The 26324-nt window shown below is 69.0% G+C and carries 30 protein-coding genes and 7 pseudogenes; 18 read left to right on the top strand and 19 right to left on the bottom strand.

Annotated features, from left to right (window positions below; all coding sequences use genetic code 11):
* A partial coding sequence (locus KVT44_RS53445) for an SDR family NAD(P)-dependent oxidoreductase (protein WP_217576216.1) occupies positions 1 to 463 on the bottom strand: 463 nt, incomplete at its 3' end.
* A gap of 191 nt (positions 464 to 654) precedes the next feature.
* Here KVT44_RS53445 and KVT44_RS53440 point away from each other — a divergent pair.
* A complete protein-coding gene (locus tag KVT44_RS53440) occupies positions 655 to 1515 on the top strand; it encodes a helix-turn-helix transcriptional regulator (RefSeq protein ID WP_217576214.1) in 861 nt (286 codons plus the stop codon).
* 190 nt (positions 1516 to 1705) lie between these two features.
* On the opposite strand, the gene KVT44_RS53435 is transcribed toward KVT44_RS53440, so the two are convergent.
* Together KVT44_RS53435 and KVT44_RS53430 are read right to left on the bottom strand one after the other, a co-directional pair.
* A complete protein-coding gene (locus KVT44_RS53435; RefSeq protein WP_217576212.1) occupies positions 1706 to 3040 on the bottom strand; it encodes a PP2C family protein-serine/threonine phosphatase in 1335 nt (444 codons plus the stop codon).
* Between the two features lie 277 nt (positions 3041 to 3317).
* Entirely contained in the window at positions 3318 to 3509 is a 192-nt protein-coding gene (locus KVT44_RS53430; protein ID WP_254651130.1) for a permease, read from the bottom strand.
* Here KVT44_RS53430 and KVT44_RS59565 point away from each other — a divergent pair.
* Positions 3429 to 3842, top strand: a pseudogene (locus KVT44_RS59565) (YceI family protein); the annotation flags it as partial. The gene KVT44_RS53430 and the pseudogene KVT44_RS59565 overlap by 81 nt on opposite strands.
* Positions 3843 to 3891: 49 nt before the next feature.
* A complete protein-coding gene (locus tag KVT44_RS53425) occupies positions 3892 to 4173 on the top strand; it encodes a hypothetical protein (RefSeq protein WP_217576210.1) in 282 nt (93 codons plus the stop codon).
* Between the two features lie 178 nt (positions 4174 to 4351).
* Here KVT44_RS53425 and KVT44_RS53420 read toward each other — a convergent pair whose 3' ends face one another.
* Entirely contained in the window at positions 4352 to 4783 is a 432-nt protein-coding gene (locus KVT44_RS53420; RefSeq protein ID WP_217576208.1) for an SRPBCC family protein, read from the bottom strand.
* A gap of 186 nt (positions 4784 to 4969) precedes the next feature.
* Between KVT44_RS53420 and KVT44_RS53415 the strand changes: the two are divergent.
* Positions 4970 to 5101: pseudogene (locus KVT44_RS53415) on the top strand (VOC family protein); the annotation flags it as partial.
* Between the two features lie 41 nt (positions 5102 to 5142).
* On the top strand, positions 5143 to 5361 hold the full coding sequence (locus KVT44_RS53410) for a hypothetical protein (RefSeq protein ID WP_217576207.1): 219 nt from the start codon (positions 5143 to 5145) through the stop codon (positions 5359 to 5361).
* Between the two features lie 100 nt (positions 5362 to 5461).
* Here KVT44_RS53410 and KVT44_RS53405 read toward each other — a convergent pair whose 3' ends face one another.
* Positions 5462 to 6208, bottom strand: a complete 747-nt coding sequence (locus KVT44_RS53405) for a PP2C family serine/threonine-protein phosphatase (protein WP_217576206.1) — start codon at positions 6206 to 6208, stop codon at positions 5462 to 5464.
* 447 nt (positions 6209 to 6655) lie between these two features.
* Here KVT44_RS53405 and KVT44_RS59560 point away from each other — a divergent pair.
* From KVT44_RS59560 to KVT44_RS53390, 3 genes and pseudogenes are all read left to right on the top strand, one after another.
* Positions 6656 to 6877: pseudogene (locus tag KVT44_RS59560) on the top strand (histidine kinase dimerization/phospho-acceptor domain-containing protein); the annotation flags it as partial.
* A 155-nt stretch (positions 6878 to 7032) separates the two neighbouring features.
* A complete protein-coding gene (locus KVT44_RS53395; RefSeq protein WP_254651126.1) occupies positions 7033 to 7704 on the top strand; it encodes a hypothetical protein in 672 nt (223 codons plus the stop codon).
* An 82-nt stretch (positions 7705 to 7786) separates the two neighbouring features.
* A pseudogene (locus KVT44_RS53390) lies at positions 7787 to 8021 on the top strand (transposase family protein); the annotation flags it as partial.
* A 31-nt stretch (positions 8022 to 8052) separates the two neighbouring features.
* On the opposite strand, the gene KVT44_RS53385 reads toward KVT44_RS53390, so the two are convergent.
* On the bottom strand, positions 8053 to 8259 hold the full coding sequence (locus KVT44_RS53385) for a hypothetical protein (RefSeq protein ID WP_217576203.1): 207 nt from the start codon (positions 8257 to 8259) through the stop codon (positions 8053 to 8055).
* A gap of 29 nt (positions 8260 to 8288) precedes the next feature.
* On the opposite strand from KVT44_RS53385, the gene KVT44_RS53380 reads away from it, so the two are divergent.
* From KVT44_RS53380 to KVT44_RS53365, 4 genes and pseudogenes are all read left to right on the top strand, one after another.
* A complete protein-coding gene (locus KVT44_RS53380; protein ID WP_217576201.1) occupies positions 8289 to 8993 on the top strand; it encodes a VanZ family protein in 705 nt (234 codons plus the stop codon).
* A gap of 68 nt (positions 8994 to 9061) precedes the next feature.
* The gene (locus tag KVT44_RS53375) at positions 9062 to 9745 is read left to right on the top strand and encodes a response regulator transcription factor (protein WP_217576198.1); all 684 of its coding nucleotides are present in this window, start codon (positions 9062 to 9064) and stop codon (positions 9743 to 9745) included.
* The gene (locus tag KVT44_RS53370; protein WP_217576195.1) at positions 9738 to 10817 is read left to right on the top strand and encodes a HAMP domain-containing sensor histidine kinase; all 1080 of its coding nucleotides are present in this window, start codon (positions 9738 to 9740) and stop codon (positions 10815 to 10817) included. Before KVT44_RS53375 ends, KVT44_RS53370 begins: the two co-directional genes overlap by 8 nt.
* 77 nt (positions 10818 to 10894) lie before the next feature.
* A pseudogene (locus KVT44_RS53365) lies at positions 10895 to 10972 on the top strand (IS5/IS1182 family transposase); the annotation flags it as partial.
* Between the two features lie 179 nt (positions 10973 to 11151).
* Here KVT44_RS53365 and KVT44_RS53360 read toward each other — a convergent pair.
* From KVT44_RS53360 to KVT44_RS59555, 3 genes and pseudogenes are all read right to left on the bottom strand, one after another.
* Complete coding sequence (locus tag KVT44_RS53360) at positions 11152 to 11589, bottom strand: hypothetical protein (protein ID WP_217576193.1); 438 nt, start codon at positions 11587 to 11589, stop codon at positions 11152 to 11154.
* A 3-nt stretch (positions 11590 to 11592) separates the two neighbouring features.
* On the bottom strand, positions 11593 to 11739 hold the full coding sequence (locus tag KVT44_RS53355; protein ID WP_217576191.1) for a hypothetical protein: 147 nt from the start codon (positions 11737 to 11739) through the stop codon (positions 11593 to 11595).
* A gap of 232 nt (positions 11740 to 11971) precedes the next feature.
* Positions 11972 to 12502: pseudogene (locus KVT44_RS59555) on the bottom strand (IS5/IS1182 family transposase); the annotation flags it as partial.
* Between the two features lie 6 nt (positions 12503 to 12508).
* On the opposite strand from KVT44_RS59555, the gene KVT44_RS60910 reads away from it, so the two are divergent.
* From KVT44_RS60910 to KVT44_RS59545, 3 genes and pseudogenes are all read left to right on the top strand, one after another.
* Positions 12509 to 12781 (top strand): VanZ family protein, encoded by a 273-nt coding sequence (locus KVT44_RS60910; protein WP_217576189.1) that lies wholly within the window; start codon positions 12509 to 12511, stop codon positions 12779 to 12781.
* Positions 12782 to 12878: 97 nt separating this feature from the next.
* Positions 12879 to 14123 carry a ricin-type beta-trefoil lectin domain protein gene (locus KVT44_RS53345; protein WP_217576187.1) on the top strand — a complete coding sequence of 415 codons (1245 nt, stop codon included), beginning with the start codon at positions 12879 to 12881 and terminating at the stop codon, positions 14121 to 14123.
* A 255-nt stretch (positions 14124 to 14378) separates the two neighbouring features.
* Positions 14379 to 14641, top strand: a pseudogene (locus tag KVT44_RS59545) (IS630 family transposase); the annotation flags it as partial.
* A 47-nt stretch (positions 14642 to 14688) separates the two neighbouring features.
* Here the strand turns inward: KVT44_RS59545 and KVT44_RS53340 are convergent.
* Positions 14689 to 15801 (bottom strand): ABC transporter substrate-binding protein, encoded by a 1113-nt coding sequence (locus KVT44_RS53340; RefSeq protein WP_217576185.1) that lies wholly within the window; start codon positions 15799 to 15801, stop codon positions 14689 to 14691.
* A gap of 650 nt (positions 15802 to 16451) precedes the next feature.
* On the opposite strand from KVT44_RS53340, the gene KVT44_RS53335 reads away from it, so the two are divergent.
* Complete coding sequence (locus KVT44_RS53335) at positions 16452 to 17150, top strand: response regulator transcription factor (protein WP_217576183.1); 699 nt, start codon at positions 16452 to 16454, stop codon at positions 17148 to 17150.
* Between the two features lie 55 nt (positions 17151 to 17205).
* Here KVT44_RS53335 and KVT44_RS53330 read toward each other — a convergent pair whose 3' ends face one another.
* Positions 17206 to 18720: an HEXXH motif-containing putative peptide modification protein gene (locus KVT44_RS53330; protein ID WP_217576181.1), complete on the bottom strand. Its 1515-nt coding sequence runs from the start codon at positions 18718 to 18720 to the stop codon at positions 17206 to 17208.
* Between the two features lie 96 nt (positions 18721 to 18816).
* A complete protein-coding gene (locus KVT44_RS60410) occupies positions 18817 to 18951 on the bottom strand; it encodes a hypothetical protein (RefSeq protein WP_257017117.1) in 135 nt (44 codons plus the stop codon).
* Positions 18952 to 19162: 211 nt separating this feature from the next.
* Between KVT44_RS60410 and KVT44_RS53325 the strand changes: the two genes are divergently transcribed.
* On the top strand, positions 19163 to 20404 hold the full coding sequence (locus KVT44_RS53325; RefSeq protein ID WP_308314400.1) for an MFS transporter: 1242 nt from the start codon (positions 19163 to 19165) through the stop codon (positions 20402 to 20404).
* 130 nt (positions 20405 to 20534) lie between these two features.
* Here the strand turns inward: KVT44_RS53325 and KVT44_RS53320 are convergent, their stop codons facing one another.
* Entirely contained in the window at positions 20535 to 20696 is a 162-nt protein-coding gene (locus KVT44_RS53320) for a hypothetical protein (protein ID WP_217576177.1), read from the bottom strand.
* A 68-nt stretch (positions 20697 to 20764) separates the two neighbouring features.
* Between KVT44_RS53320 and KVT44_RS53315 the strand changes: the two genes are divergently transcribed.
* On the top strand, positions 20765 to 21295 hold the full coding sequence (locus tag KVT44_RS53315; protein WP_217576175.1) for a GNAT family N-acetyltransferase: 531 nt from the start codon (positions 20765 to 20767) through the stop codon (positions 21293 to 21295).
* Here the strand turns inward: KVT44_RS53315 and KVT44_RS53310 are convergent.
* The 6 genes from KVT44_RS53310 to KVT44_RS53285 all read right to left on the bottom strand — a co-directional run.
* Positions 21285 to 21746, bottom strand: a complete 462-nt coding sequence (locus KVT44_RS53310) for a VOC family protein (protein WP_217576173.1) — start codon at positions 21744 to 21746, stop codon at positions 21285 to 21287. The genes KVT44_RS53315 and KVT44_RS53310 overlap by 11 nt on opposite strands.
* Positions 21746 to 21967, bottom strand: coding sequence for a hypothetical protein (locus KVT44_RS53305; RefSeq protein WP_217576170.1), 222 nt, complete (start codon positions 21965 to 21967; stop codon positions 21746 to 21748). Before KVT44_RS53305 ends, KVT44_RS53310 begins: the two co-directional genes overlap by 1 nt.
* A 275-nt stretch (positions 21968 to 22242) precedes the next feature.
* Entirely contained in the window at positions 22243 to 23937 is a 1695-nt protein-coding gene (locus tag KVT44_RS53300; RefSeq protein WP_308314399.1) for an MOSC domain-containing protein, read from the bottom strand.
* Positions 23938 to 23989: 52 nt separating this feature from the next.
* A complete protein-coding gene (locus KVT44_RS53295) occupies positions 23990 to 24859 on the bottom strand; it encodes a DUF427 domain-containing protein (RefSeq protein ID WP_217576168.1) in 870 nt (289 codons plus the stop codon).
* 84 nt (positions 24860 to 24943) lie between these two features.
* A complete protein-coding gene (locus KVT44_RS53290) occupies positions 24944 to 25663 on the bottom strand; it encodes an SDR family oxidoreductase (protein WP_217576166.1) in 720 nt (239 codons plus the stop codon).
* Positions 25660 to 26324: alpha/beta fold hydrolase (locus KVT44_RS53285; protein WP_217576164.1), on the bottom strand; the 665-nt coding region annotated here is incomplete at its 5' end. The genes KVT44_RS53290 and KVT44_RS53285, both read right to left, overlap by 4 nt.

The following is a 26324-nucleotide window of genomic DNA, read 5'->3' as shown; positions in this document are numbered from 1 at the left end:
CCGGGGCGGCGAAACGGGTCAGACCGCTGGGGACGTTCACGTTGGCGCCGCCGTCGGCAAGCGCCGGCAACAGGGTCTGCGTCAGGAAGTACACGCCCTTGAGGTGTACGTCCACCAGGTCATCGAAGTCCTTCTCGGTCGTCTCGGCGAACGGGGCGGTCAGGTCGGTGCCGGCGTTGTTGACGAGGAAGTCGAACGTGGTCCTGCCCCAGCGCGCCTGGAGCTCGGTGCCGAGCTGCTCGGCGAAGTCCGCGAAGGTGTTCACGACGCTGGTGTCGAGCCGCAGTGCGACGGAGGAACGTCCCTGATCCGTGACAGCGGACGCGACCTCCTCGGCCTCGTCCCGGTTGCTTCGATAGGTCACCACGACATCGACACCTGCCTGGGCGAGATGCAGCGCGTATGCGCGTCCGAGACCTCGGTTGGCTCCGGTGATGACGGCGATCTTCTGGGTGGTGCTCACGATGGCTCCTTGGTCGCTGGTCGCTCTGGAGGGGTTCGAGGTGCTGTTGTCGAACCCGGTGACCAGTTGACGTGCGATCCGAGAAGTCATCCAGTGCCTGCTTATCCCCTGCCCGGCGGTCCCAGGCTGAGGGCTCAGCCTGGGATTGGCAGACAGTGGATAGCCGTATCCGGGTGAGGCACAGTGTCGATATGGATCAGAGCGGCCTGGCGACATTTCTCCGTAGGCGTCGAGAGGCGCTGCAACCCGACGACGTCGGCGTTCCTCCAGGGCAGCGCCGACGCACGCCGGGGCTACGACGCGAAGAAGTGGCCGCGCTGTGCGGAATGTCGACGGACTACTACAGCCGTCTCGAACGCGGCCGCGGACCACAGCCCTCGGAGCAGATGATCACCGCGATCGCTCGTGGACTCCGACTCACCCTCGACGAACGCGACCACCTCTTCGTCCTCGCCGGCCACAACGCACCGGCCCGCACCACACGCGACGACCACGTCAACGCCGGCATGATGCGCATCCTCGACCGCCTTGAGGACACCCCCGCGCAGGTCGTCACCGCCACCGGCGAGACGATCGTGCAGACCCCGCTGGCAGTAGCCCTGCTCGGCGACCAGACACGATTCACCGGGCTCGCGCGAAGCATCATCTACCGTTGGTTCACCGATCCGAACGAACGTACGAACTACGTGTCGGACGACCACCCGACGCACAGCCGCGTCTACGCGGCCCAGCTCCGCACGGTCGCCTCCCGCGAAGGCCACGGCTCACACGCCGCCGCGCTCGCCGACCGTCTGTGCGCGGAGAGCTCCGAGTTCGCACAACTGTGGACCCAGCACGAAGTCGGTATCTCCTACACCAACCGCAAAAGAATCCTGCACCCGCAGGTCGGAATGATCTCCCTGCACTGCCAGACACTCGTCGACCCGGACCAGGCCCAATCGCTGCTGGTGTTCACGGCGATCCCCGGCACGGAAGACCACGACAAGCTCCGACTGCTCTCGGTCATCGGAAGCCAGCGGCTCGGGGCCTCTACCACCGCGGCCTCTGACTGAGGACTACGTGTCCCCAGCCCACCGCCGAGCACAGAGCGGCCGGCTGAGGGGTCGTGACCGCGCTTCCGTGCAACGCCGGCTTGATGCAATACGGCCGATCAGGCATCGGCCGTAGCCGTCACGAAGAGGCGGCCACAACCCGAAAATGAGCGGCCCGCCCCAGCATCCAGAGCTACTTGCGCAGAGAATCTCATGGAATCCCGTGCAGGCGGGCCATGAGGACGGTGATGTCGTCGTGGTGGCCCTCGGGATGCTGGCGCCGCATCAGTGCCTCACAGGTGTCCTCCAGCGACGAGTGCTGGGCGGTGAGTCTGCGGCCGAGCGCGCGGAGTGCCTCCTCGATGTCCTGCCCGCGGGTCTCCACCAGGCCGTCGGTGCACAGCAGGAGGAGGCTGCCGGGGTCCGTGAGCAGTTCCAGGGTGTCGAAGGTGACGCTACCCACTCCGATCGGTGCGCCGACGGGGACCTTCAGCAGTTCATTGCTGCCGTCGGGCCCCACGAGGACCGGCGGAAGGTGGCCGGCGCTGGCGAGGGTGGAGCGGCCGGTCGTCGGGTCATAGACGCAGTACAGACAGGTGGCCAGCTGGGTGTGGCCCAGGTGCTGTGCGAAGGCGTCGAGCTGAGCCAGTATCCGCCCGGGGGGCAGGTCCAAAGTGGCGAGGGTTCTGACCGCCGTGCGCAGCTGCCCCATGACGACCGCTGCGTGCAGGCCGTGACCTGCCACGTCTCCGATGGCGAGTCCGACTCGGTGGCCCGGCAGGGGGATCACGTCAAACCAGTCGCCTCCGACCTGCGTGGTGCGACTGCTGGGGTGATACCGGTAGGCGATCTCCACCCCTGGCAGGCGAGGGGGCGGCGTGGGAAGCAGGCTGCGCTGCAGCACCGCGGACGCCGTCGCTTCGTCGCTGTGGATCCGGGCGTTGTGCAGGGCCACGGCCGCCCGCTCGGACACCTCCTCACATGCTGTCAGGTCCGCGGCGACGAAAGCGGGACGGTCGGGTTTGCGCCCGAACACCAGGAAGCCGAGGGTCCCGCCGTGCGCCACCAGCGGCACCAGCAGGACGGAGGAGCCCTTCAGCACCAACCGGGCGGCCGGACTGTCGAGCTCCGCCGGAAGTTGCTGCAGGACCTCATCTCCTACATGGGGAATGAGGACTGGTTCGATCTCCGCAAGGAATCGGGCCATCGCCGTGCCGGTCGTATAGACGAAGGTCTTCCCCGGGCGGAGTTCCTCCCGACAGTCCAGGTCCTCATGGTGGACTGCCGCCACGCGGTGCATCACCACCGCACCCTCCAGGCCCTGGGGCGCAAGGTCATCTTCCGACGCAACGACCTGATCGCACAGATGAACCGAAGCGAAGTCGGCGAACCCCGGCACCGCCAGGCCGGCCAGTTGGCCGGCCTGGCGCTTGAGATCCAGGGTTGTGCCGATACCGCGCACGGCGTCGCACAGGAAGGTCAGCCTGGCCGTGTCGGTGCTGGTGGCCGCACCGGGTGTCGCTCGGCGATCAGAGCCGGGGAGCATCAGAGCGCATCGTTGTGTCTCTGGCGGCAAAGAGGCCCCCTGACGTGTGCCGGGCGCAAACGCGCCCCTGGGATGACAACGACAACTGCGCCAGACCCGGCCCTCGAGACTGCCCAGACCTTCCGTTATGACCCTATCGCCCCAGCTCAGCAGAGGCGTTCACTCACAGGGGTGGTCCGCGCTGGTGGATCGGCGGTGTGGTGACGGGCCCACAAGGTCTGTACCCAGCTCGGTGTGCTCGGGAAGCGGCGCAGGATGGTGGCCTCACTCCGCAGGGTCAGGCCGTGCGCGAGCGAGTGCGCTTGCTCGCCGCCGACGGCAGTCCCAGGCCGCCGAAGGCGAACTCGACGACGTAACCGGCGACTGCCATCGCGGCGAAGAAGGTGACCAGGAGAAAGGCGGCCATGCGAGCGCCGTAGTACTTCCGGTAGCTATCGAGGATCGGGAGGATCAACAGGTCGGCGTACATGAAGGCGATCACGCCGCCGAAGCTCATGCCGCCCCTTCCACAGCAGCACGGCCAGGGGCACGTTGCCGATCGAGCAGACGATCCACCCGCATCACAGGAACCCCGCAGTCCTTCGAGATCACCGGGGAGCTCACCGTCAAGGCCCGGACCCACCCGGTCACGGTGCACGGGAAGGGGAATGGCAACAGGCTGTTGCGCTGCTGGGCGACCGTCACTCAATCCGCCTGGGGAATCAAGCCCTACACCGCGTTCTTGGGTGCGTTGCGGCTGGCTGACGAGATCATGGTGGAGTTCGAGGCGGCCAGGCTCGAACCGGTGGATGGGACTGGATAGCCACCCGACTCGAGGCTGCGGGCGGGTCGCGGCCGCCTACTGTGGAGGCATGGGCGAAATCGTTGTCGTGTACGAGCTCGACAAGCCGATGGCCAAGCGCTCCTCCCTGGGGATACCGGCTGGTGAGGAACGGTCCGTCCGCAAGGTGCACGCCGCGCCCTCCGCTCCGGGGGAGCCCTCCGCGACGGGACCGCGGACCCTCTGCGGCAAGGACACCTTCGCCATGGAGACGGCCCGCTGGAAGCCCTCAGAGCACCCTGGGGCGCCCTGGTACCCCGCGGAGTACGCATCCGTGGTCTGCTCCGACTGCGACGCCGTGATCGAGACCTGACCGGCGTTCGTAGCATGCGACTCCAAACGGGGCCATTCCATATCCGTCAGATCCCCCGCCCCACCGCGGGCTCCGACGGAACGGCGCGCAGCGGCTACGGCGCCCCCGGCCCGCAGGCGGCGGCTCCGAGCGGAGGCTGCCGTCCTCGACAGCCCCCAGCGCCCGCCTTCTCTACCGCTCAACCCCCTTGTTCCACGCACTCCTTGAAATGCTCCAGATCGCTGCGAACGAGCCGTTCGATCGCGTTCACCTGGGCGAATCCCCTCTGCCCGCCGAAGGTCTCCCTGATCGCGTCGGGGTCGTACTCGAGCCGTGCCTGGACCCGGGTGCGGTTCTCGTCGATCGGCTGCAGCGAGAAGGAACCCACCAGTTCGGGGTCGCTGGTGGTGTGCCACTCCATCACGCGTTCCCCCTTGCGATCGGAGATCTCGGCCTCGAACACCCGGGCCCGGCCGCCGGCCTCGACGTCCAGACGCGCTCGACCACCCGCCTCCGTACGGACCTCGCGCACTCCTTCCACGAACCGCGGATAGTTCTCCACCCGGTGGAGGTCGTCCCAAGCCTTGTCGATCGGCACTCCCACGTCGACGTGTTCTTCGAGGGTGCTCATGGCCCACCTCCATGTTCGGCTCATGCCCCATGGGCTTTCTGTGTCCAGTGTGCGCCCGGTGGGCGTGCCAGGTGGTGGCGCCGAGCGTTCCGGTGAACGCGGACCGCAACACGCATCGCTACGACCACGCTGTCCGATGCTGTCACCACCGGCAGGTACCTAAGGGGTGTTCGGCCGACAGGACACCCCGAAGCCGACAAGATCATGCACGGTATGCTGGAGACCCCGGGCGGCTTCACCCTGATGAGCGCCGACACCCCACAGGGCATGGAGCACAGCCCGGGCAACCACGTCTCGGTGAGCCTCAGCGACGACGACTGAAAGCTGCGGACCGACCGGTCCCGGCGCATGCTGGTGACATGGACGTACGCCCCCCAGCGGTCGTGCTTTCGCCGGAGTCGGACGGGGGTCGGCGCGTGATGATCCACGGCAAGTACACGGGCACCGCGTACAGCCTGTTCGACGTGCTGGACTTCCTGCACCGTGCCGGCCTGCCCGCCGAGGACCGGGTCATCGACGACCCGGAGCTGATCGAGTGGCGTGGTGGCGGACCGTACGACTGGGACAACACGACGTAGCCACCGTAACCCCGGATTTCCGCCCCACCGCGTATCGCCGTCCTGGCGCGTCAGGGGTTCCCTGTCTGACGGCTTACCGAAAGGGCGACAGGGACCTCCCCTACTCGTCTCCGATGCGTACGACCGCCAGCGTGATGTTGTCGGGCCCGCCCGCCGCGATGGCGGCCTTCCACAGTTCGAAGGCCGCCCGGACGTCGTCGTGCTCCCGCGTCACCGCGTCGATCTCGTCCGGCGTCACCGGGTCGGTCAGGCCGTCTGTGCAGATGAGGTAGCGGTCGCCGGGCGACAGCGACGCGGCCGTCACGTGAGGACTGATGGGGCGGTAGCCGGGCGTACCGCCCAGGCACTGGGTGACGATGGACGTGGTGCGCTGCCCGGGTTCGAGCGGCGGGCTGTCGTCGACGCTCACCTGGCGCAGCCCGTCGCGGGAGGCCGCGAACACCCGGCTGTCCCCCACGTTGAACGTCAGCAGCGAGCCGGGCTGTACGACGACGCCGGCGACGGTCGTCCCCATGGTGGCCAGCTCACTTCCGGTGCCGCCGGCGGCCCGGTACAGAGCGCGATTGCAGGCGTTCAAGGCGTCGCGGACGGCGTCCTCGCTGCTCAGAGTGGGACCGATCGACGCGATCCGGTGGGCAGCCAGGGCGCTGGCCACGTCGCCGCCGGGATGTCCGCCGAGCCCGTCGGCGACGGCGACGACAAGGGGCGTCCCCAGCGGGAAGACCAGGGTCTGCGGGTTCTCGGTCACGGTGGCGCACAGTGTCCACGGTCCGACGACGAGGCTGTCCTCGTTCCGCTCGCGGAGCAGCCCGGGGTGGCTCAGCGCACTCACGGCGACGTACGACATGGAGCGCCACCGCCTTCCCGCACCGGCACACCGCCGGAGGCCGGGCCCCGGACCTGCACACACGCAGAACTCGCGCGGTGCGGCCCAGCGGTCGCACTGGCCGACGAAGGCCACGGCCTCGCCCCGCCGCAGCGAACCCAGGCACAGTGCGTCGGTCGGTTTCCAGCGCGCGGAGCCACCCGGCCGAGCCTGTCCATCCGACCACCGCCCAACCGACGAGCAGTGCAACAGCACTATTCTCCGCTCCGGCGCGCCCTCCGGCCAGCCTCCACGGACGCTCAAAGTGGCCTGCCGTAGGCCAGGGAGGCTTCCAGGGAGCACACCGAAGTGGGTGGTGTCGGCGCTGGTAAGGGGGGTGCGGTGGCGATGGCGACGTAACCCGCTCAGGCGGCGCAGCGACGTGGGGAGGCACCACCCGCGACGAGATCGGCTGTCTCGCCGCCGCGGTTCAACGACCTGACCTGGCGCCGGGCCCTCATGGAGGAGCAGCGCAAAGCCATGGTCAGCGACGTCGCCCATGAACTGCGCACCCCGCTGAGCAACATACGCAGCCGGCTGGAGGCCGGGCGGGACGGCATCGCCGTGCCCGACCAGGCGTTCATGAATTCCCTGCTGGCCGAGGCCCTCCAGCTCCAACACATCATCGACGACCTGCAGGACCTCGATGCGACGCACGGCTCACGGCGGCGCTGCTCCGCGACCCAGCCGTCCTGCCCGAGGCGCTACGCCGTGGGCTTCTCGACCGCGCGGACGCCGAGCGGTTCCTCGCCGAGGGCGTCCACCTGATCGAACTCGCCGGTAATCCGTCCCTGCCGGCCGACCTCGTGGACCGTCTCGCCGTCGACCCCGACGACGGGGTGCGGCTCGCCGTCTCCCTCCGGCCCGAGCTGACCGAAGCCCGACGCGCCGCGATCGACTTCACAGTGGCCCCGCACGCACGGGGTGACGTGGACTGGGTGGCGGCCGACATCGCCGATCAGGACGTGCTGCACCGGGCCGCGACCTCCGCCCATCCTCTGCTGCGCCGCGCCGCGGCCCGCAGCCCCCATCTGCCACCCGATCTCCTGCGGCTGCTGGCCGAGGACACGGACATCCTCGTGCGCACCCATCTGGCCATCTACCACCCCGACACCCCGGAGGAGGTCCTGATGAGCGTGTACGCACGGCTCGGCGGGACGTTCTCCGCCTGGATGGCGACCGGCCACCCCCGCTTCCCCCGCGAGGGGCTCGCCGCCCGCTACGCGGACCATCCGGACGGGATCTACCGACAACTGGTAGTCCGCGACCCCGCCGCCGACTCCGACCTGATCGAGCGGCTCAGCCACGACCCGGACGTCTGGACACGCCAGGCAGCGACCCGCGACCCGCGCCTACCGCTCCCCCGGCTCCTCGAGGCCCTCGCTCTGCCCGAGCTGGCCTCCAGCGCGGGTGCCAACCCCGCCCTTCCCCCGGGTGAGATGGCCGTGGTCATGGACGAGGCCGGGGTGCCCTCATGACGACGAGCGCCTGGAGCGACGCGGCCGAGGTACTCGCTGCCCATCTACACCTGCAGTTGACCGGGCGGGCAGTCGGCGGGCGGTGATCTCAACGGATGATCCGAATTGGATCGAGCCGTTCTCCGGGTTGAGCCAGTCGCAGTTCCAGAAGCTGGTGGGGCTGGTGCGTCGCCGTGGCGGTGATGTCCAGCGGGGGGCGTCCGTGGCGTTTGCCGCTGGCGGACCGGGTGTTGCTGATAGCCACGTACTGACGGACGAACCTCACGTTTCGGCAGGTCGCGCCGCTGTTCGGGATCTCGGAGTTCGCGGCCGATCGGGCTCGCCCCATACGTGACAGCCTTTAGGCGTTCACGGTCCAGGGCAGATGTGCGGGTGTGAGGCGAGCTCGTCCTGGATGCTCGGTAGTGCGATGTTCACGGATGAGTCGTCCAGCACCTGCAGTAGCTGGGCCGGCGCCATCACCAGCGGCGGGACCATCTCACCGCCGGCTTGCGCCAGTTCCTTGATACCGGGGATTCCGTGTATCGCGGGCGTATGGAAAATCGCATACGCCACCGCAACGCCACTCCGTCTCCAATGGGGGCATGAACCACAACGCATCCCTGTCAGCGCCGCCCCGCCGCGCGCGCAGGATCGTGCTCCTCAGCCTGGCGCTCCTCGGCATCGCGAGCGCCGCGTTCGTCGTGCGGCGGCCGCTCATGATGTCCGCTCCGATGTGCATGTCGGGGCGGTGGCACGGCTGCTTCGATACGTTCAACGGTGTGGTGCTCATGACGTTGGTCGCGCTGCCGTTGACCGCGCTGGTGGTGTGGGCTCTGGCGCGCCGTCGGCGGGCCGCCGGTGTCACATCGGCGTGGCGGACGTCGCTGGCCGAGGTGGGCATGGTCCACGGGACGGTGCCGTTCATATGGATGACCATGATGCCGGGCGCCGGGGCCGGCACCGTCCCCGCCCGGGTGAGCCTGGTACCGCTGCGGGACCTGGTCACGATGGGGACGGGCCAGATCGTCGGCAACCTGCTGATCTTCGCGGCGCTGGGGTTCTTCGCCCCGATGCGGTTCGCGGCGCTGGCGTCCGTGCCGCGGATCCTGGCGCTCGGGGCGGGCTGCTCGGTCCTGGTCGAAACCGCACAGTACGTCCTGCGTCTGGACCGGGTGTCCTCCGTGGACGACATACTGGTCAACGCCATCGGCGCCGCGCTGGCCGCGATGGCGTCGCGCCGCTGGTGGCGCACTACGGCGCAAGCGCCGTCGGACCAGCCTCGCCCCGCGCCGGCACCGGCAGGCTGAGTCGCGTGTCCGGTGTGCACACGTCATTGCATACGTCGACGATATGTTGTGCTGCTTAGGCTTCAGACATGCGCGTACTGATCGTGGAGGACGAGCCCTACCTGGCCGAAGCCGTCCGTGACGGTCTGCGGCTGGAGGCGATCGCCGCCGACATCGCCGGAGACGGCGACTCCGCCCTGGAACTGCTCAGCGTCAACTCCTACGACCTCGCGGTCCTCGACCGCGACATCCCCGGCCCCTCCGGCGACGAGGTCGCCCGACGCATCATCGCCTCCGGCAGCGGCATCCCGATCCTCATGCTCACCGCTGCCGACCGGATCGACGACAAGGCTTCCGGGTTCGAGCTCGGCGCCGACGACTACCTCACCAAGCCGTTCGAACTGCGGGAGCTCGTCCTGCGGCTGAGGGCGCTCGACCGCAGACGCGCGTACGCCCGGCCCCCGGTCCGCGAGATCGCGGGCCTACGGCTCGACCCCTTCCGCCGGGAGGTCTTCCGCGACGGACGCTACGTCGCGCTGACCCGTAAGCAGTTCGCCGTCCTTGAAGTCCTCGTCGCCGCCGAGGGCGGGGTCGTCAGCGCCGAAGAATTGCTGGAACGGGCCTGGGACGAGAACGCCGACCCCCTCACCAACGCGGTGCGCATCACCGTCTCCGCGCTGCGCAAACGGCTCGGCGAACCATGGATCATCGCCACGGTGCCGGGTGTCGGCTACCGCATCGACACCAACCGCCCCGGCAGTACGCATGCATAGACGCCCAGGGCTCAGCGCCCGACTGAAACTCACCCTCAGCTACGCCGGGTTCCTCGCCGTCGCCGGCGCTCTCCTGCTGGCCGTGGTGTGGGTGTTCCTGCTGCGCTACGTGCCCGACAACTCCCAGGGCCTTCTCGGGATCTCGCCCAACCGCTACCTCCTTGTGCACACCTTCGCCCCCGCCGCGGCCGTGGCGATGGTCTTCCTGCTCGTGTTCGGCCTCCTGGGAGGATGGCTCCTCGCCGGCCGGATGCTCGCACCCCTCACCCAGATCACGGATGCGGCACGGATGGCCGGGAACGGGTCGCTGTCCCACCGGATCCGCATGAAGGGCCGCCAGGACGAATTCCGCGAACTCTCCGACGCGTTCGACTCGATGCTCGAACAACTCGAGTCCCACGTCGCCGAGCAGCAGCGGTTCGCAGCGAACGCCTCCCACGAACTGCGCACCCCGCTGGCGATCTCGCGGACGCTCCTCGACGTCGCCCGCAAGGACCCCACGCGGGACCGGGGCGAACTCATCGAACGCCTGCACGCCGTCAATTCGCGGGCGATCGACCTCACCGAGGCCCTCCTGCTGCTCAGCCGCGGCGGCCGCGGAAACTTCACCCGCGAGAGCGTCGACCTCTCCCTCATCGCCGAAGAAGCCGCCGAAACGCTGCTTCCCCTCGCCGAACAGCGCCGGATCACGCTCGACGTCACCGGTGGGGCGGCCCAGACCAGCGGCTCCGCGGAGCTCCTGCTGCGGATGGTGACGAACCTCGTCCAGAACGCCATCGTCCACAACCTCCCGGCCGACGGCACCGTGACGGTCCACACCGAGGCGCACGGCGACACGAGCGTGCTGCGGGTCGAGAACACGGGCCGTCGGCTCCCACCGGAACTGGTACCGACCCTCACCGAACCCTTCCAGCGCGGAACGGAACGCGCACGCACCGACGAGCACGCCGGCGTCGGCCTCGGCCTTGCCATCGTGCACCGCATCGTCCGCGCCCACGACGGGACCCTCGACCTCGTCCCCCGCCCCGCCGGCGGTCTCCTCGTCACGGTCCGGCTTCCCGGCACGCCGTAGGCACGAGAGGCTTTTGGGTTCGTTCCTCAGTTACCGAACAGCCTGAACGATCTCGTGCATGGTTGGCGGTCGGGCATCGCGTCGAGCACGCCCTGTCCCGGCTGAAGAACTGGAAGATCCTGCGGGACTGCCGGCCCAAGGACAACGGCGTCCACACGGTCCCTCGCCGCGCCGAGTCGGCCCGTCGGCAGCTCCTTCGTCGGCCTGCCGTCGTGGGTTCAGCCGGGGAAAGAGACCGTCCAGGACGTCTCCAACGCCTTGGTTACAGCAGCCACACGAAGATCGTCGTATTCGCTACTTCAGACGAACGCCCTGGCGGCCCTGCCCGTTGCGGTCACCATCCGACCATCGGGCCCCCCAGCACTGACGCACCGACCTGAGCCGCCAACCACTGCGCTCGGGGAAGATTGCCAAACTTGGTCATGTGCACAAAGACCGTATGGTCTCCAGCAGGCCGCTCCCAGTCCACGTCATCAGTGTTGAACACGGCCTGCACCCCCTCATACTTCGAGTTCGCCAGGTGGCCAAGTTCCGGTGCGTCCGGCCAGACGCCGTGCCAGTCGATCGTGGCCGGCCCGGTGCCGAGGGCACGTACTAAGGACTGCTCCACTCCATCCGCCGGCACGTCGGCGTCCACGAGGATCGGAAGCAACGCCTCAAGCGCTCCGCTGGTTGTCCGCAACGTGTCCGCCCGATACTCATGACTCCAGCGTTCGGGATCGAACGACACGCCCTCGGCCTCGTACGGTGCGTTCGGCAGTACGTTCACCATCCGCTACACGTCCTCGGCCGTCTGCAGCTCGGCCGCCAGACGGACGGTCGGCCTCGACCATGACATCAACGCCCGCAGACGCTGAGCCAGCGCGTACACATCCGTCGCGCTGCTGCTTCTGAAAACGGGATATGCCATGGAGTTGCCCATGACCCCACGATGTCATGGCGTCGACCACGTCCTCAGCGGCGGGACCACGCACGTGGCCCCACTGCCCATGAGTGAGGACCGCGTACGCGCCATGAGCCGAACCGGCCCAAGCACCTCTCATGCCCAGACCGATTTGCGGGACAGCTCATAAACCGTGTTGTACAAGCCCGTGGTCAGACGGCCTGTGCTGGGTTGTTGGCGTGTGGTGGTCATGCGGTGAGGGCGGGGTTGTGTGGGCCACGGTCTGGACCGCGTGCTGGAGGCCGTTGCCGCGCTGCCGGCAGTCGCGGAGGATCGTGCAGTGCTTTGTGCGGGCGAAGGAATGCTCGACGCGGTCCGTATCCGGCGATGCTCCGTGTTGTCCGCTTCCTCGCCTGGCACCAGTGACCGGGGGTGTTTGCAGTGTGGCACGACGAGCCCGGTGTTGAGGTAGGCGCCATCACCCAGTGTCGGGGTCCATGATGACCTGCACATGCGCCGAGCACCGGTAGTTGCGCGGACGCACCGACCTTCCGTCACGGACCGGAATCAGCGTGCCGTCCACAATCCACAATCCACAACCGCTACAGCCCGTCGACTTCGTGAGATGCGTGCAGTAGTAGACCGACACCAGCAGCACCCGCTCGGCCAGCGGCAGGCACCACAGCCGGCCGCCCTGCAGGACCGATCCCGACCCGTTCCCGCACCAACGTCAGCAGCCGTTCCCGATCTGCCCCAGTCGGACGCCATCGTCGTTATCAACCGCGGTTTCCCTGACGGTGATCCAGCCATGCCACTCGAACAAAGATGCGTCGGGCAGAACCTAGTGCTCACCGCGACGGTCATGCTGCTGGTGGCACTGGTCCAGGCAACGGTCATCAATGGGCGCGCCTTCGACGTCGACGACGCCATTCTCAACACCAGTGGCCCGCTGGTGGGTTGTGTCTGCTGCTGCGCTGACGGCTGGGCCTGGCGGTGCGCCCCCGCCGTCGAGTCCGCGACCGGCACGACTCCCAGGAAGCCTGAGCCGAACCCGAAGTGCTGGTCCGGACCAAAGTATTGACACCCCCTTACCTCACTCCTTAAATCAAGAGGCGATGCACGCACCCCCCACCTCAGTCGACGCCCCCTTCCCAGGGCGCCGTACGGAAGGGAGAGTCTTGGACTCCCCACGTCTCCTCCGCAGATGCCTCTTGGCAGCGTTGTCCGCAGCGCTCGTCACGGCTGCCGCCATCGTTCCCGCCCAGGCGGATCCCCCCACGGCGGCCGCGGCCGTCACCACCTTCTCCGACACGTTCGACGGTCCCGCGGGCGCGGGCGTCGACACCTCGAAGTGGCAGATCGAGACCGGAGACAACGTCAACAACCACGAGCGGCAGTACTACACGTCCGGAAGCAACAACGCGACGCTGGACGGCCAGGGTCACCTGGTGATCACCGCTCGTCGCGAAAATCCGGGCAACTACCAGTGCTGGTACGGGCGTTGTGAGTACACCTCGGCCCGGATGAACACCTCCGGGAAGTTCACCGGAACCTACGGCCATGTCGAGGCGCGGATGAAGATCCCGCGCGGGCAGGGCATGTGGCCCGCTTTCTGGATGCTCGGCAGCGACATCGGACAGGTCGGCTGGCCGAACTCGGGCGAGATCGACGTCATGGAGAACGTCGGCTTCGAACCCTCGACCGTGCACGGCACCATTCACGGGCCCGGGTACTCGGGATCCGGGGGCATCGGAGCCGCCTACTCCCTGCCGGGCGGCCAGGCCTTCGCCGACGCCTTCCACACCTTCGCCGTCGACTGGGCCCCCGACTCGATCAGTTGGTCGGTGGACGGCACGGTGTACCAGCGGCGCACGCCCGCCGATCTGGGCGGCAAGACCTGGGTGTTCAACAAGCCGTTCTTCATGATCCTCAACCTCGCGGTCGGCGGCTACTGGCCGGGCGACCCCGACGGCTCCACCGTCTTCCCGCAGCAGTTGGTGGTGGACGAGGTGAAGGTGACCACGAGCGACGGTTCGGGGTCCACCGGCGGGCCGATCACCGGCCTCGCCGGCAAGTGCGTGGACGTGGCCGGGGCGAGCGCAGCCAACGGCACGCCCGTACAGCTCTACGACTGCAACGGCACTACGGCCCAGCAGTGGACGGTCTCCTCCGACGGCACCATACGCGCGCTGGGCAAGTGCCTGGATGTCACCGGCAACGGCACGGCGGACGGCTCGACCGTACAGCTGTGGGACTGCACGGGCGGGCCCAACCAGAAGTGGGCCGTCAGCGCGGCCCACGACATCGTGAACCCGCAGGCCAACAAGTGTCTGGACGCGACGGGCAACAGCTCGGCCAACGGCACCCGGCTGCAGATCTGGTCGTGCTCGGGCGGCGCCAACCAGAAGTGGACCGTGAGCTGAGATTCCGCCACGGGGAACGGGGGTCCGGTGGGGTTCGCCCCGACCGGACCCCCGTACGTGTCCCCCGTGCTCAGCGACCGGGGCGCACGCACCGTCGGCTGTCCGCCCACGACCTCCCTCCACGGTTCGCCGGGGTGCTCGTTGTGCTGGTTGGACGTGAATCTCCAACCAGGAGGCGGAACGGCAGGCACCACCGGTCGGGATCCCCAGGCTGACCGAGCAGGAGTTCTCGGCAAGCCCTTCGCTCGCTGGTGGATCCGCGAGCTCGCCGATCACTTGCGTCGGAACACCTCCCGGCCGATCACGATCGGCCGGAAGGCCCTGCGCTGCTTACAGGGCCACCGCAGGATGTCCGTCCAGCATACGAACACCTGGAAGGAGTCCCCGGATCCGGGCTTCGACGTCGAGCTCGCCCGCATCGAATACGCGATCAACGAGCGTCCGGACCGCATTTCGCCTTCGATGAGTTCGGCCCGCTCTGCATCCGCCCGACCGCCGGCTCCTGCTGGGCCGAACGTCATGCCTCAGGTCGGACAGATCTGGTCAGTCGGACTTCCGTGCTCTCTCAGCCGGCGTGGAGGATCCGAAAGCGGTCGGGTTGCGCCGGATCTCGATCAACGACTTGGACTGGCGTCCAGGCCCATTGCCAAACACTGATGCCTGGCGTGCGGGAGAACTGGATCTGCCCGCGGGTGCCTTCGACTGCGACGCGCGGCCAGGATTCGGCAGTTCGCGGCCGGTCCGCGCCGTGAGAGCGCAGCACATCGGCGAGGACGGCGATCGTGTCGTAACCCTCGAAGGCGACGAACGAGGGCGCTTCGGCCAGTCGCTCGCGGAGGGCCTTCTCGACTCGTGCACCGAGTGGGCTGAGGCGCTCGGGCAAGTAGCGCAAGAACGGGATCGCGGCGCTGTCGTCGCCCAGCAACGTAGCCCATTCGGAGAACTCCGGTTGCCCGGCCGGTGCACCAATCATGATCTCGGCGAGGCGCGGGTCGCGGCGGACGGACTTGACTATCGACACTGCCGGCTCCGGGTGGCCGACCAGAAGAAGGAGGGCTGTCGCGCGATTGTCGACGAGTTCGTCGCACATGGCCGTGGGGGCGAGCGCGCGCATGTCGAGTTCGATGACGGTGCCGCCGCGTGGAGCGAGGTAGTCCCGCAGAATGCGGGCCCCGGATGCCCAGTAGACACTCGACTCGGCTGCCACGGCGATTCGACTGTGGCCCGCGCTGAGGAGGAAGTCCGCGTAGATCCGCCAGCCGTGGGACTGTGCCGGGGCGAGGCGCGCGACCCATTCCGTCGGCTGTTCGGTGAGCGCGTCGAGAACCGCTGACGAGCACAGGAACGGCACGCCGAGGGCGTCGGCCCTGGCGGCGGCGGCGCGCGCGACGACGCTGTGATACTCCCCCGCCAAGGCAGCCACGCCCAGGCGAGCCAATTCTTCCACGGCCGCCGCGGCCCTCTGTGGATCGGCCGCGGTGTCTCGGACCACCAACTCGAGCGGTCTTCCGACGAGCCCGCCGGCGTCATTGACTTCGCGAACGGCCAACTCGAGGCCAGCGAGCAGGTGTTGGCCTGCCTCGACCCAGCCGGGCCGAGTCAGCGGAACGAGAGCGCCGATCCGGACGGATGATCCGTCAGTCCGCCCCGCTCCAGGCGGCGATGGTGGCGTATTCATGCGTTGGCGTCTCCCAAGTGACGATTCGGTCGCAGTTGCCCGGATCGCAGAGTGAACGTCAGTGGCGCCGAGAGTAGCCGAGCCGAGAACGGCCGGCTTCGGCGCCCCGTCCCGTGGCCGTCAGCCGACCCTCTCGCGGCCGATCGAGCCTGAGGGGCTTCGGGCAGCCCTGCCGTAACGGGTCCGCCTGGAGTTGCCGAGGCTCACCACGCCGTCCACGCCGTCCACGCCGTCCACGCCGAGAAACCTGCAATCACCCGGCGAACGTTCCCGTCGCAGCACTAGGTCCGCATGAATACCAGCTGCTTCAGGATGGAACGAGCCCAATGTGACCCAGCGCTGTACAGATATCGAACTGCCCCTGGTGGCGACCTTCTTGGGCCGCCAGGCCGAGCCGTAAAACCCAGGGCAATCCAGCAGGGTCCGCCGCTTGCTCAACACACGGCCGGCCGGCCCTCCCGGGCAACGGAGAAAGGGCCACACCACACCGCTCTGATGGCGTCCTCCGACCCGCCGCCGGATCCGCACATGCGCTGTACCGGCCGCCGATCAACGGGGGTTCTACGCTTTCACTCGAACGTTGATCATGACGGTGTGGGGAAGACGCTTCGTTGCGCCTCACGCCGGCCCGGGTGTGAGGAAGGGCCAGAATGGCCAATGCGGTCCGACATATCGGTACGCGTGTGGTGATAATAGAGAGCATTCCCCTGATTCTGGGCGGCTTACGTTCCGCGTTAGAAGATGGCGGAATCATCGTCGCCGCAGGGACCCACGACCCGCACGCCGGCGTGCGGGCGGTCCGGGAGGAGAAGCCCGATGTGGTCATCGTCGACCTCGACCTGCCCGGCCGCGCGGGAATCGGGCTGCTCCAGCAACTGCGTCGGCACTACCCGGCGCCGCGGCTGATCGCCGCGGTGTCCCCGGAGCACGACGACGACAGCCTGCTGCTCACCACGCTGATGGCGGGGGCCACGGGCTACCTGCTCAAGAACACGGAGACGGTGGACGTGCTGCGCACCGTGCGGGCCGTGCAGCGCGGGTACGTCACGCTGGGACCGCGGGCCGGCGGCGAACTCTCCGCCCTCTTGGTGCGCCTGGCGGAAGCCGACGGCACGCTCCCGTTCCCGGCGCTTACGAACCGGGAACGGGAAGTGCTGCGATTGGTCTCGCTCGGCTACGGAAACCGCCGAATAGCGCAGGAGCTGTTCATATCGGAGAAGACCGTACGCAATTACGTCTCGGCCATCCTGCCGAAAATTCATGTCTCCAGTCGGCTGGAGGCCATTGTGTCCGCACGGCTGGCCGGCCTGGAAACGGCCGCCCCCGGCACCGGCTCCGCAAATATGTAGGGCGCAGCAGCGCAACAGCCGTGGCCGACGGAACCGGTGCCCGAAGCGGGGAGTGTCACATGTCGTGGGTGATGAGGTCGGCTGCCACAAGCCGGCGCACGCTGTCACGCACCTGCCGGTTGACCTCATGCGAGTCGGCCGGGAGATCGACCGCTCGGGCGTAGGCCGTGCGTACCGAGCCGAGGTCACGCCCGTCGCACAAGGAGTAGACCGTCCACGAGCGCGCGTTCAGCCAGTGCATTCGGGCCGACCGCGTGGGACTCACGACGAGTTGTCCCAGGCCGGGCAGGGCGCAAGCGTCCACCGGGGTGATCCGCTGGAGGACGCCTCCTGAGGGATTCTCCGGCGGCTGCCACGGCTCCGCCCGCCGGGTCGTCGCCGCGGCACGGTCATGGGGCCGCGGCGCGTCGTCGTCCACCAGACGGAGCGCGGTGAGGAGCCAGCGAGCGAACCGGTGCCCGTTCTCCGTGAGCGCCTGCTCCGGCAGCGACAGCACGCACTCGGCGAGGTAGCGGGCCCGTTCCGCACTGGTCCGGTATTGCCCGCTGCGGGCGGCCGGGGTGCCGGGGCTGGGCTCGTCGAGGTCCTCGACCGACGGGGGCGGGCCGAACCTCTCTCGGACCGCTTCACCCGCGGCGGCCGCCGCAGCCCGGAAGACGAGCAGGTGCACGTAGAAATGCAGGGCTACGAACACCCGGATGACCGTCCACGAACCGATCCGCCACGGGATCGGGACGCGCTCGGTGGCGTTCCTGACCACCGAACCCGTACGGAGCGCGTCGAAGAGCTTGAGGTGGGCGCCCTCGTGCAGCAGGCTCTCGGCGGCGAGCCACGGAGACGTGCAGCGTTCGGGCGCCAGCAGCACCGTCGAGGGAAGCGGGTCACCGCCGGACATGGACTGCAGGGGGCCCTCTTCGCTCTCCCTGCGGGTGAAACCCACCATGGTGACGTGCCCGAGTACGCCGGCTCCCGCGGCGGGCAGCAGTGTCGCGAGGAGTTCCGCGCCCTCCCGCAGGACGGCGCGGACGCTGTCCGCCGGATCGACCGGGGCTGCCGCCCGGCTGTCGCCGAGCGCGCCACGGTACAGCTCCATGAGGCGCCCGGCCAGCATCTCCTGCGAACTGCCGTGTGGCGCCGGCTCGGTCAGCACCCAGGCGTCCCCGAGACCGGGCCAGGCACTCCGGTGCGGACGGATGAGGGCTTCGCAGGGCCCCGTGGAGGACGGGGCGTCCGCCGGGGTCGGCACGTAACCGCTCACGTAGGCGCCGAATGAGCTGTGTCCGAGTCGGCCGCTCTCCAGTCGCGCGAGGTCGACCTCGAAGCAGTTACGCAACACCGGGTCGTAGAGCAGCGGACGGAGGCGTTCGTCGGCCGCCGCGGCCGTTGTCCGCAGCACGTCCGCTGCTTCGCCGTCATGCCGCGCCAGCATGGTCAGGCCCAGCCGGAACCGGGCGAGGTTGCGCTCGCCGATGGCGGCGGAGTCGCCGAACTGCCGATCGGCGCAGAGCATGGTGTCGGCATGCGCCACCCGGTCGGTGACCGGCTCGGCGGCGGAAGGTGAAGCGGGCAACGAGGACCGTCCTTCGGGGTCGGGCGGCGGACGTGGACGTAAGACATCGGCACCGGGCCCTGTCTCGGGCCCGGTGCCGACGGGACACGCCGAGCGTCAGGCGGTCCGGACCGCCTGGTACGACGGGAGCCAGGCGCGCTCCTCCGGTGCGTCGACGGCAACCTCCGGGGCTTCGTCGTCGAGGTAGGTCTGCGGAGCCAGGTCGGGGGTCTCGATGTGGTCTACCAGCATGTCCGGTCCCTTCGGTCGTCTGTGGACGGAGCAGGCCCGGGCAGGGCGGATGGCATCCTGCCCGGATGCGTCATTCTCCGGCACCCCGCGTCCCGTACCGATGGGACTGTTGTCCTGAATTTTGTCCCGAGCCCCGGCAGACACGCTGATGGGCTTACGCCTCAGGCGTAACGGCGGGCTGCGTCGCGGGGCGCCCGGCACGCTGCTGCCCGTGACCTCCGCCCCCGACCTCGCCCCGCAACAGCGCGCCACGTATCGGGAAGTGCTGGCCAACCGGCGCTTCCGGCTGCTGTTCGTGACCCGGACCCTGACGGTCACGGCCGACTCGCTGCGGATCATGACCCTTTCGGTGCTCGTCTTCGCGACGACCGGCTCACCCCTGCTGGGCGCCCTGACGTTCGGCGTGGGCTTCCTGCCGCAACTCGCCGGTTCGCTCTTCCTCGGCTCGCTCGCCGACCGCGCCCGCCCGCGTCGGCTCATCACCGCGGGATACGGCCTCCAGTGCGCGGCGGCCGCTGTCATGGGGGTGTCCCGCTTACCGGTGGCGGCGATCCTGGTCGTCATCGCCGCCGTGGCCTGCTTGACCCCCGCCTTCAGCGGCGTGACCAACCGGCTCATCGCCGAGACGCTCACCGGTGACGCCTACGTCCTGGGACGCTCGTTGTCCAACATGTCCGCGTCCGCGGCACAATTGCTCGGCCTGGCCGGCGGAGGTGCCGCGGTCGAGCTCCTTGGCCCGCGGACCGCGCTTCTGCTCAGCGCGGCCGCCTACCTGGCCGCCGCGGTCGCCGTCCGCCTCAGGCTGCCCGACCTGCCCGCGCCCGAGCAGGCGGTACGGCACGGATCGCGGCGGGGCTTCGGCTCGGTACTGCACCATAGTTGGTCCGGCAACACGAAGCTGCTCGCCGAACGGAGGGTCCGCACGCTGCTGCTCGCCCAGTGGCTGCCGCCCGCGTTCGTCGCCGGTGCCGAGAGCCTGATCGTCCCGTTCGCGGGCGGTCGCGGCATGCCCGCCGGTTCGGCCGGACTGCTGCTGGCATGTCTGCCGGTCGGCATGCTCGCCGGTGACCTGGCCGTCGGCCGCTTCGTCCGTCCCGCTGTACGGGAACGCCTGGTCGCCGCGCTGGTGATGGTCATCGGCCTGCCGCTGGCCGGCTTCGCGCTGGATCCGCCATGGGTGGTGTGCGCGGGCCTCCTGCTGGTCACCGGAACCGGGTTCGCCTACGCACTCGGACTCCAACGCCCCTTCCTCGACGCGGTCCCGGAGACCAGCCGCGGCCAGGCGTTCGGTCTACTCACCGCGGGACTCATGACGGTGCAGGGAGCGGGACCGGTCGTGTTCGGGGCCGTCGCCGAGTTCACCGATGTCGGCGTGGCCATGGCGCTCGCCGGTCTCGCGACGGTGTGCGTGGCAAGGTGTGTGGCCCCGTGGCGCACGGGACGCGGACAGTAGGGACCCCTGTGAACCTGACGCCACGGCAACCGGGGGCTCAGCTGTACGCCGGACCGCAACTCGGCCTGCACTCTGAGACGTTGGTGGGATGAGGTTACGGTGTCGGCGCAGGATGGTGCCTGAGAAACGGTCAGGTACGGATGCCGAAGCCGACCCGTGGAAGCCGGTGCAGGAGCGCAGCGTTCTTGCGCATGGCAGTGGCACTACCCGACATGAACGGCCCGATCGCCTGCGAGCAGTGCAACTCCGGGTACGGGCCCGCGTCGAGCATGCCTTCGCCCGCATGAAGCACTACACGATCCTCCGCGACTGCCGGCAGCACGGCATCACGGGAGACGGACGAGTGCTAGCGTCGCCCGTGTGCCTGAACTGATCGCACCCACAGGCCGGCTGCATTCTTCATGGCTCGCAGCGCGTGACGAGTGGTCTCCAGGTGCCCACCAGGACGGGACGGGCCTGCGTCTCGCTCCTGATGCCGACCTCGACAACCCCGAGGTTTTCTCGGAGTGGGTCGAACGACTGCGACAGCAGTCGGACAGGTCGGTTGCCGTCGGGGAGGAGCGCGTCCATGCCACCCATTGGTGGATCGTCGAGGACGACAGCTATCTGGGGGCCATTGATCTACGGCACTACCTGAACGCCCTTCTGCTCGACATCGGCGGTCACATCGGCTACAGCATCCGGCCCTCCTTCCGGAGACGCGGCTTGGCTACCTGGGCTCTCGGGGCGGTTCTACCAGAGGCTCGTGCGCTCGGCCTGGATCGAGTCCTCGTCACTTGCGACGACGACAACGTCGCGTCGGCACGCAGCGTCGAACGCAACGGTGGTGTCCTGGAAGATGTCCGCACAACAACCGCGGGCATCAAGCGCCGCTACTGGATCACTCTGTAGGAACGTGCGCAACAGGTGTGGTGCTGTCGCTGATTCGGCCGATTTCCTGGAGCGTCCAGGTGTTGCCGTCCGGGTCGGCGAAGTCGGCGAAGCTGGCGTAGTCCCGGCGGTCGGGGTCGGGGCCCGACGCCCAGTCGCCTTTCCAGTCGTCGATCGGTGACTTGTGCCGGATGCTACTGACCTTGACGCCTCGTTCGGTGAGTTGACGGTGTGCGACTTCGATGTCGGTGACGGCCAGGTGGACGGCGCGCGCCGATCCCGGTGGGGCATCGGTGAGCCCGACACCGATCTGGATCGAGCAGGCCGAGCCCGGCGGAGTCAGCTGCAGCACGCGGAAGTTGTCGGCCGGGTGGTAGTCGACGTCGAGGATGAAGCCGACCTGGGTGTAGAAGGCCGCGGCCTGGTCGACGTCGCTGACTGACAGGGTGATCACTTCGAGCTGGTAGTCCATCAGGCACCTGCCAGGCTTCGGTGGGCGCGGGCCTCCATCAGGACGGCGACCTGCTCATCCCACGCCGATGGGTCGATGTCGGTCTCGAACAGCCAACCCTGGCCGTAGGGATCGGTGTTGACGAAGTCGGTGACTCCGACGCGGACGAGGCCGCCGGCATGGTCCAAGCGGGCCCAGAGGTGGTCACTGCTGTAGCGCAGGTCAGCTGGGGTCTCGGGCATCGTTCCTCCTGTCGATGCCGTTCGCAGGGCGAGCGGCGGAGCTGATGGCCGGGAGTTCACCGTCCCGGGGTGTCCGGTGGTCTGGCGGACGGCGGGCGGCACGCTGGACCGCCCTGCGTGCCGCCCGGACTGCGGTATGCCAGATCCGGTTGGCGGCGCATACCTCGTTCGATGACCGAGGTATGTAGATGGCCGGTATCGAGCCGATGGCCGGGGTGACGGCGACCGGATCCGAGCCGGCCGGTGCGGCAGCTGTCCGCTCGTCTTCGTCGGCTCTATCTGGCCGCGAGGCAGGTGTGGTCATGGTGTTGGCCGGCCTTACATGTCGAGGACGACGTCGGTGCTGGGCTGAGCACAGCAGATGAGCACGTGGCCGTCGGGTGGGGGCTCCAGCGGGTGGGGACGTCGCAGGCGTCGGCGAGTTCGAGCACGCTGGACTTGCTGTCGGGAAAGGGCACGGAGATGCCGCTGCGGGCGAAGGTCACCAGCGAGCCGGTTCCGGGCGGCCCCGGGGGCTGGTGGGGCGTCCGGGCTGCCCGTCCGGTGAGGCCGCGGTCGATGGAGGCCAGGGCCCCGAAGAGCTCGGTGTGGATGCGGGCCGGGTCGCTGCCGGCCGCGGTGAGGGCGTGCTGCATGTCAGTCATGAAGGAGGCGGGTCCGCAGACGTAGGCGGTCGCGTCGGACGGGACGGACAGCGCGACCAGCTTGTCCTTGGTGAGTCGCCCGGCGGCGGCATGGGCGCCGCGGCGTTCATCAGGTGTGGCTGTGCTGTAGAAGACGTGCTCTTGGGTGTGCGGCAGCGAGGTGAGCAGGGCATGTGTCTCGGTGGCCAGCGGGTGTTCCTGTGGGCGGCGGGCGCCGTGGATCCACCAGATCTCGCGGTCGCTGTCCCGGGCGGCGCGCTCGTGCGGCATGGACAGCGCCGGGGTGAGGCCGATGCCCGCGGAGACGAGGAGGACCGGGCCGGTGGCTTCGTCGAGCATGAAGTCACCGCGCGGTGCCGCGGCGTCGAGGGTCGCGCCCGGCCGCAGCCGCGTGGTCAGGTAGCCGCTCGCGGTGCTGTGGGGCTCGTGTTTGACGCTGATCCGGTAGTGGCCGGCATCGGGCGTCGAGGACAGCAAGTAGCTGCGCACCGGGGCGGGCCGCCCGGCCTCGGGGATGCGCAGGGTCAGGTACTGGCCTGCGTGGGCAGCCGGCAGCCGGGACCCGTCCGGAGCGGCCAGGTGGATCGAGGTGACCGTCGTGCTCTCGGGGACCACTTCGGCCACACGCAGCGGCCGGAAGCCGTTCCAGGCCGGGCCGGTGGCCGCGACGACGGCCGGCCTGTCGACGGACTTGAGCAGGTCGCGGAAGGAGTCCTTCCAGCCGGGGCCGAGAGCCGGGATCTGCAGGGCTCGGCGCAGCTTGGCGGGTTCGGGGTCGGGGAGGTAGAGCAGCGCGTCGGTGTCGGCCACACGCAGCGCGCCGGGCCCGGTCCTCGTCTGCACGATCGGGTCGCCGGCCTGGATGTGTCCCTCGTGGATGACCCGCATGTAGAAGCCGGGACGGTGGTGCCTGACCAGCAGCGCGGGCAGTTCGGGTTCGCCGAGACGCAGGCGGACGCGGTAGCAGGTGACCCGCGGCTGGGTGACTTCGAATTCGGTCTCGCCAATGCGGTACCGGTCGCCGATGCAGACCCCGTCGTCGAGCAGCCCGTCGACGGTGAGGTTCTCCCCGAACTGGCCGGAGCCGAGGTCGTCGCGTCCGAAGTACTGCTGCCAGTGCCGATGCGACTGGATCCGGTGGACCAGCACGGCGCACTGCTCGCCGCCGTGGCCGTTGGTGTCACCCTGGCCGTCGCCGTCGATGTTGAGCCGACGGACCCTCGCCGGGCCGTGTACGGGGAACTTCCACACGCCGGTGTGGACGGTCCTGCCCTGCCAGGACACGTCTTTCGGCATGCCGACGTTCACCGACACCAGGGTGGGCATCGGTTGCTCCTTCCTGTGGCACCGGCAGTTCCGTCGGGTACGACGGTGCCGGTCATGCCTGCCGGACTGCGGTCGTCTCGTCGAGGCCGAGGTTGCGGTCGACGCCGTGCGAGACCACGCCCTGACCGGGCTCCAGCCTCAGCCGCATGCCGTCCAGGAGCACCTCGATCTCGTCCGGCTCGAACGACACCAGCCCGGAGACGCGCCGTACCTCGGTCCAGGCGTCCTCGTACGACCACGCCGCGCGGTGGGCGCCGGCGATGTCGTAGTAGCTGGCCAGGCCCTTGTACGGGCAGAACGTCTGGCCCTCGGCCGGGGTCAGCGCGGACTCGTCGACATCGGCGCGCGGGACGTACCAGCGGGGTGCGAACCCGGACTCGTACAGGACCAGGGGGCGGGTGGTGTCGGCGACGACCCGGTCGCCGCTGCGGACGACCAAGTGGCGGCTGGTGGAGCGGATGTCGATGCGGTGGTAGCTGTCGGCGGCGTGGCCGACGATCCGCTCGTCCTCCTCGTAGAAGGCATCCATCGCCCGCCATGCGAAGGCGACCCGTCCTTTCAGGTCTCCGGCGTGGTCGGGCAGTTCGGTGTGCTGCCACGCCGCGCGCTGCCTGCTCTGCGTCCCGGCCCGGACGGTGTTCCAGGACGTCGTCCCGAGGTCAGGGTGCCGGGTGGTGTGCTCGCCCGGCTGGAGGACGTCGGCGGCGACATCGCCGAGCGGGAAGTAGGCCACCGGATAGCGGCCGGGCTCGTGCAGCAGTACGACGTCCTCGCTGTCGGCGATCCAGATGTCGCCGAACCGGACCCGCATGCGCCGGCGCAGCGGTTCGGCGAACAGCATCCGGTCGGGCAGCGGATCGGGGACCAGGAACCGGCCGACCGCCGCGGGCGCGAGCGGTCCTTGCTGCCAGGAGAGTCCCATCGTCTTGTTCCTTTCGGAGTCTTGTTCCTTTCGCAGTCCTGTTCCGATCGGATCGGTCTTGTTCGGATCGGACCGGGGACGGGATCAGGTGAGCGGCTCACCGCCGTCGATGTGCAGGGTCACACCGGTCAGGAACGTGCTGGTCATGGCGAACAGGACGGCATTGGCGATGTCGTCGGCGGTGCCGATACGCCGTGCGGGGTTGCGGGCACCGACGTCGGCGAAGTAGTCCGCCTTGCCCTGTTCACCGAGGGCGTCCCAGGCGCCGGTGTCGATCACCCCGGGAGAGATGGGGTTGACCCGGACCGGGGCCAGTTCCAGGGCGAGGGAGCGGGCCAGGACCTCGGCGGCGCCGTTGGTGATGGCCACGGCCAGGGTCCCCACCGCGATCTTCGCCGCGGCGACACCGGAGAAAAGGGTGAACGACCCGCCCTCACCGATGCGGGGTCCCAGGTGCTTGGCCAGCATGAGCGGGCCGATCACCTTGGTGTCGAACGAGAGCCGGACCGCATCCCGGTCCAGGCCGGCGAGGCGCCCGCGAGCACGGGCCGAGGCCGTGGACACCACATGGTCGACGGTGCCGAGCCGTTCACCGAGGGCGGCGATGGCGGCTTCGTCGGTGAGGTCGACGGTGTCGGTGGTGATGTCGGGCTCGCCGGCGTAGGCGTCGGCGAGGGCCTGCCGGTCGCGGCCCGCAGCGATGACGCGGGCTCCCGCGTCCCGGGCGGCGAAGGCGATGGCGCGGGCGATCCCGCCGCCCCGCCCGACGACAAGGACGGTCTCGTCCTTCAGGAGGCCGGTCATCTCAGTGTCCTTTCCAGGAAGCTGCGGATGGTGCTCGCAGCGGCGTCGAGATGGCTTTCGAGCAGGAAATGGCCGCCATCGAGCAGGCAGATCTCGGCCCGGGGTGCGTCGTCGGTGAAGGCGAGCGCGCCCTCGGGGCGGAAGATCTCGTCGTTGCGGCCCCATACGGCCAGCAGCGGTACCCCGCTGTCGCGGAGGTAGGTGTGCAGCTTCGGATACAGCGGGAGGTTGCCGGCGTAGTCGGCGAACAGCCGCAGTTGGACCAGGTCGTTGCCGGGCCGGGACAGCAGGGCGAAGTCGTGATACCAGGTGTCGGGGTCGACCAGGCTCTCGTCCGGCACGCCGTGCAGGTACTGCCACCGCGTGACCTCCAGGGTCAGCGCCTGGCGTATCGCCGCCTCGGTCTGCGGTGTCTGGTCCTGCCAGTACGCGCGCACCGGTTTCCAGAAGTCCTCCGTGAACCCCGCTTCGTAGCCGTTGCCGTCCTGGCGGATGACCGCCGTGACCGCGGCGGGGTCCGCCAGGGCGAGCCGCCAGCCCAGGGGTGCGCCGTAGTCGTGGACGTACAAGGCGAACCGGGTGACCCCGAGCTGTCCCAGCAGCTCCGCAGTCAGGTCGGCCAGGGCCACGGAGGCGTAGTCGAACTCATCCGCTGGCGGCG

Origin of the sequence: Streptomyces sp. GbtcB7 (assembly GCF_019091445.1) — a bacterium.
Classification (GTDB): domain Bacteria; phylum Actinomycetota; class Actinomycetes; order Streptomycetales; family Streptomycetaceae; genus Streptomyces; species Streptomyces mirabilis.
The sequence above is the reverse complement of the archived record's forward strand: the minus strand, read 5'-3'. Positions and strand labels throughout refer to the sequence as shown.